Origin of the sequence: Arthrobacter sp. ZGTC212 (genome assembly GCF_002929255.1) — a bacterium.
In the GTDB taxonomy this organism is placed as follows: Bacteria; Actinomycetota; Actinomycetes; order Actinomycetales; family Micrococcaceae; genus Arthrobacter_B; species Arthrobacter_B sunyaminii.
This window is the reverse complement of record NZ_PJIJ01000008.1, coordinates 1-5797: the sequence shown is the minus strand read 5'-3', so window position 1 is coordinate 5797 and position 5797 is coordinate 1. Positions and strand designations below refer to the sequence as shown.

At 54.8% G+C, this 5797-nt stretch carries 3 rRNA genes; all 3 read right to left on the bottom strand.

The features are described from left to right. Positions 1-7 precede the first annotated feature (7 nt). Positions 8-124: ribosomal RNA gene (rrf, locus tag CXQ89_RS17595) — 5S ribosomal RNA — on the bottom strand. 298 nt (positions 125-422) lie between these two features. Next, positions 423-3587 (bottom strand): 23S ribosomal RNA (locus tag CXQ89_RS17590). Between the two features lie 504 nt (positions 3588-4091). Then, positions 4092-5619 (bottom strand): 16S ribosomal RNA (locus CXQ89_RS17585). The 16S, 23S and 5S rRNA genes sit together here, the layout of an rRNA operon. Positions 5620-5797 lie beyond the last annotated feature (178 nt).

Below are 5797 nucleotides of genomic sequence, written 5' to 3'. Positions count from 1 at the left end.
AAATATTGTCCGGCGGTGACCTACTCTCCCACACCCTCCCGGATGCAGTACCATCGGCGCAGTGGGTCTTAGCTTCCGGGTTCGGAATGGGACCGGGCGTTTCCCCCACGCTATGACCGCCGTAACCCTACCACCCACACCACCAGCCAAAATACTCCTGGTGGAGGGGAAAACAATGGGTCACAACCAAACACGTTCAACCGTGCCTGTCATGAAAAAGTATCCACGCGTAAGAATGAACACTTCCTTTTTATTCTAAACCACCCAACCATCCCCGAAAGGACAATCAGCGGTTCGTTCCACGGTGACAAACCACACACGGGTTTGTTATCCGGGAACCACATAGTGGACGCAAGCAGCATGATCAACACAATCCTTCTTTGGCGGGAACGTTTGAAGTCGTTTCCTGCCCAGACTGTGGTGTGGTGTAAGTTATCGGCCTATTAGTACCGGTCAGCTTCACGGGTCTTTAGTCCCCGCTTCCACATCCGGCCTATCAACCCAGTGGTCTGGCTGGGGGCCTCTCACACACAAGGTGTATGGAAATCTCATCTCGAAGCGGGCTTCCCGCTTAGATGCTTTCAGCGGTTATCCCATCCGAACGTAGCTAATCAGCGGTGCACTTGGCAGTACAACTGACACACCAGAGGTTCGTCCGTCCCGGTCCTCTCGTACTAAGGACAGCCCTTCTCAAATTTCCTGCGCGCGCAGCGGATAGGGACCGAACTGTCTCACGACGTTCTAAACCCAGCTCGCGTACCGCTTTAATGGGCGAACAGCCCAACCCTTGGGACCTACTCCAGCCCCAGGATGCGACGAGCCGACATCGAGGTGCCAAACCATGCCGTCGATATGGACTCTTGGGCAAGATCAGCCTGTTATCCCCGAGGTACCTTTTATCCGTTGAGCGACGGCCATTCCACAATGTACCGCCGGATCACTAGTCCCGACTTTCGTCCCTGCTCGAGATGTCTCTCTCACAGTCAAGCTCCCTTGTGCACTTACACTCGCCACCTGATTGCCAACCAGGCTGAGGGAACCTTTGGGCGCCTCCGTTACTCTTTAGGAGGCAACCGCCCCAGTTAAACTACCCATCAGGCACTGTCCCTGACCCGGATTACGGGCCGAAGTTAGATATCCAGTATGACCAGAGTGGTATTTCAACGATGACTCCACCCGAACTGGCGTCCGGGTCTCACAGTCTCCCACCTATCCTACACAAGCCACACCGAACACCAATACCAAACTATAGTAAAGGTCTCGGGGTCTTTCCGTCCTGCTGCGCGTAACGAGCATCTTTACTCGTACTGCAATTTCGCCGAGTTTATGGTTGAGACAGCGGGGAAGTCGTTACTCCATTCGTGCAGGTCGGAACTTACCCGACAAGGAATTTCGCTACCTTAGGATGGTTATAGTTACCACCGCCGTTTACTGGGGCTTAAATTCCCAGCTTCGCCCGTAAGGGCTAACCGGTCCTCTTAACCTTCCAGCACCGGGCAGGAGTCAGTCCGTATACATCGTCTTGCGACTTCGCACGGACCTGTGTTTTTAGTAAACAGTCGCTTCCCCCTGGTCTCTGCGGCCCCGATCCCCTCCGGACAGCAAGTGTCCATCAAGGTTGGGGCCCCCCTTCTCCCGAAGTTACGGGGGCATTTTGCCGAGTTCCTTAACCATAATTCTCTCGATCGCCTTAGTATTCTCTACCTGATCACCTGTGTCGGTTTGGGGTACGGGCGGCTAAAACCTCGCGCCGATGCTTTTCTAGGCAGCATAGGATCACCGGATTCCCACCAAAGTGGGTCCCGTCAGATCTCAGGTGCGTCATCCAAGACACAGTGACGGATTTACCTATCACTGACCCTACATCCTTAGACCAGGACAACCATCGCCCGGCCCGGCTACCTTCCTGCGTCACACCTGTTAATACGCTTACCTCCCGGGATCAGGTCCCGCGCTCCACCAAAAACCGTGTCGCCACAAGGGCTAACGGTCAGGTATTGGGCGGTTAGTATCCCCCGATCAGTATTGGCGGTTTTTCGCCGGTACGGGAATATCAACCCGTTGTCCATCGACTACGCCTGTCGGCCTCGCCTTAGGTCCCGACTTACCCAGGGCAGATTAGCTTGACCCTGGAACCCTTGATCATTCGGCGGACGGGTTTCTCACCCGTCTTTCGCTACTCATGCCTGCATTCTCACTCGTGTAGGCTCCACCGCTGGTTTACACCGCGACTTCACTGCCCACACGACGCTCCCCTACCCATCCAAACGCTTGAACGAAAATGGATAAACCATCCGCTTGGCTAATATTTGAATGCCACAACTTCGGCGGTGTACTTGAGCCCCGCTACATTGTCGGCGCGGAATCACTTGACCAGTGAGCTATTACGCACTCTTTCAAGGATGGCTGCTTCTAAGCCAACCTCCTGGTTGTCTGAGCAACTCCACATCCTTTCCCACTTAGCACACGCTTAGGGGCCTTAGTTGGTGGTCTGGGCTGTTTCCCTCTCGACTATGAAGCTTATCCCCCACAGTCTCACTGCTGCGCTCTCACTTACCGGCATTCGGAGTTTGGCTGACGTCAGTAACCTTGTAGGGCCCATTAGCCATCCAGTAGCTCTACCTCCGGTAAGAAACACGCAACGCTGCACCTAAATGCATTTCGGGGAGAACCAGCTATCACGGAGTTTGATTGGCCTTTCACCCCTACCCACAGCTCATCCCCTCCATTTTCAACTGAAGTGGGTTCGGTCCTCCACGCGCTCTTACACGCGCTTCAACCTGGCCATGGGTAGATCACTCCGCTTCGGGTCTAGATCACGCCACTGCATCGCCCTGTTCAGACTCGCTTTCGCTACGGCTTCCCCTCACGGGTTAACCTCGCGACGTAACACTAACTCGCAGGCTCATTCTTCAAAAGGCACGCTGTCACAAGCACAACACCACAAGTGGCATCGCCCTGCTCCAACGGATTGTAGGCACACGGTTTCAGGTACTGTTTCACTCCCCTCCCGGGGTACTTTTCACCTTTCCCTCACGGTACTTGTCCGCTATCGGTCATCAGGGAGTATTTAGGCTTACCAGGTGGTCCTGGCAGATTCGCACGGGATTTCTCGGGCCCCGTGCTACTTGGGATCCTCTCCAAGCGGCAGCATACATTCCGGTTACGGGGCTAACACCCTCTACGGCCGGGCTTTCAAACCCGTTCACCTATGCATCTGCACTCACTTCACCAATCCGGCAGAATCGGTACGGAAAGTCCCGCAACCCCAGTGATGCAACGCCCGCCGGCTATCACACACCACTGGTTTAGCCTCTTCCGCGTTCGCTCGCCACTACTAACGGAATCACTGTTGTTTTCTCTTCCTGTGGGTACTGAGATGTTTCACTTCCCCACGTTCCCTCCACGCACCCTATGTGTTCAGATGCGGGTCACCCGGTCACTCGCGCGCCGGGCGGGGTTTCCCCATTCGGACATCCTGGGATCAACGCTCGGTTATCAACTCCCCCAGGCTTATCGCAGATTCCTACGTCCTTCTTCGGCTCCTGATGCCAAGGCATCCACCGTGTGCCCTTAAAAACTTGACCACAAAGATCAATAAATATTATCGCTATCGAGAAAACCATGGAGGCCGGTAAAACCGGTCACCAGGTTTATCTGAAATTGCACTTAATAATTTTAAGATGCTCGCGTCCACTATGTAGTTCTCAAACAACAACCCCGTCACACCCCGCCACCACCACGTATTCACCGTGGAAGTCTTGGGCCTGCGCAGGAACAATCAGAAACAACACGAACCCGTGTCCCTTCCAACCCCTCCAATGAAGGCTTGAAATTCTTCGGTCCTGTTATTTCAGGACCCAACAGTGTGCCAAACGGAAAAACCCGGTACTTGAAGACACCGGCAGCGTTTCCAGTCCCGCCCGAAGGAAGAACGTACTGTGCTGCCGGGCTCAACGCCGGGCACCTGCCTATTGATATTCCACCCTTGAGCACCCACCGGAAAACATATGTCTCCGATATGGGCATCTCCTGCAAAGCCCGCATCCAACACTGTGGAAGAACACGAAAAACTTTGAGGTGCTCCTTAGAAAGGAGGTGATCCAGCCGCACCTTCCGGTACGGCTACCTTGTTACGACTTAGTCCCAATCGCCGGTCCCACCTTCGACGGCTCCCTCCCACAAGGGGTTAGGCCACCGGCTTCGGGTGTTACCAACTTTCGTGACTTGACGGGCGGTGTGTACAAGGCCCGGGAACGTATTCACCGCAGCGTTGCTGATCTGCGATTACTAGCGACTCCAACTTCATGAGGTCGAGTTGCAGACCTCAATCCGAACTGAGACCGGCTTTTTGGGATTAGCTCCACCTCACAGTATCGCAACCCTTTGTACCGGCCATTGTAGCATGCGTGAAGCCCAAGACATAAGGGGCATGATGATTTGACGTCGTCCCCACCTTCCTCCGAGTTGACCCCGGCAGTCTCCTATGAGTCCCCGGCATAACCCGCTGGCAACATAGAACGAGGGTTGCGCTCGTTGCGGGACTTAACCCAACATCTCACGACACGAGCTGACGACAACCATGCACCACCTGTAAACCGGCCACAAGTGGGGGACCTGTTTCCAGGCCTTTCCGGTTCATGTCAAGCCTTGGTAAGGTTCTTCGCGTTGCATCGAATTAATCCGCATGCTCCGCCGCTTGTGCGGGCCCCCGTCAATTCCTTTGAGTTTTAGCCTTGCGGCCGTACTCCCCAGGCGGGGCACTTAATGCGTTAGCTACGGCGCGGAAAACGTGGAATGTCCCCCACACCTAGTGCCCAACGTTTACGGCATGGACTACCAGGGTATCTAATCCTGTTCGCTCCCCATGCTTTCGCTCCTCAGCGTCAGTTACAGCCCAGAGACCTGCCTTCGCCATCGGTGTTCCTCCTGATATCTGCGCATTTCACCGCTACACCAGGAATTCCAGTCTCCCCTACTGCACTCTAGTCTGCCCGTACCCACTGCAGACCCGGGGTTGAGCCCCGGGCTTTCACAGCAGACGCGACAAACCGCCTACGAGCTCTTTACGCCCAATAATTCCGGATAACGCTTGCGCCCTACGTATTACCGCGGCTGCTGGCACGTAGTTAGCCGGCGCTTCTTCTGCAGGTACCGTCACTTTCGCTTCTTCCCTGCTGAAAGAGGTTTACAACCCGAAGGCCTTCGTCCCTCACGCGGCGTCGCTGCATCAGGCTTTCGCCCATTGTGCAATATTCCCCACTGCTGCCTCCCGTAGGAGTCTGGGCCGTGTCTCAGTCCCAGTGTGGCCGGTCACCCTCTCAGGCCGGCTACCCGTCGTCGCCTTGGTGGGCCATTACCCCAACCAACTAGCTGATAGGCCGCGAGTCCATCCAAAACCGCATCAAGCTTTCCACGGACCCCCATGCGGGAATCCGTCGTATCCGGTATTAGACCCGGTTTCCCAGGCTTATCCCGAAGTTAAGGGCAGGTTACTCACGTGTTACTCACCCGTTCGCCACTAATCATTTTGTGCAAGCACAAAAGTCATCGTTCGACTTGCATGTGTTAAGCACGCCGCCAGCGTTCATCCTGAGCCAGGATCAAACTCTCCGTAAATGTGTTACAGACACAAGACCGGAGCCAAGGAAAATTGGCTGCACAGTCCTGCACTAAATTCGAAACCAGCTAAAAAAGCTGCTCCCAACCCACGGGGTGGGCGGAAACAACCAGTTCAACCAATTAAAATAATTGGTATCAATAAACTTGGCACACTATTGAGTTCTCAAACAACAGA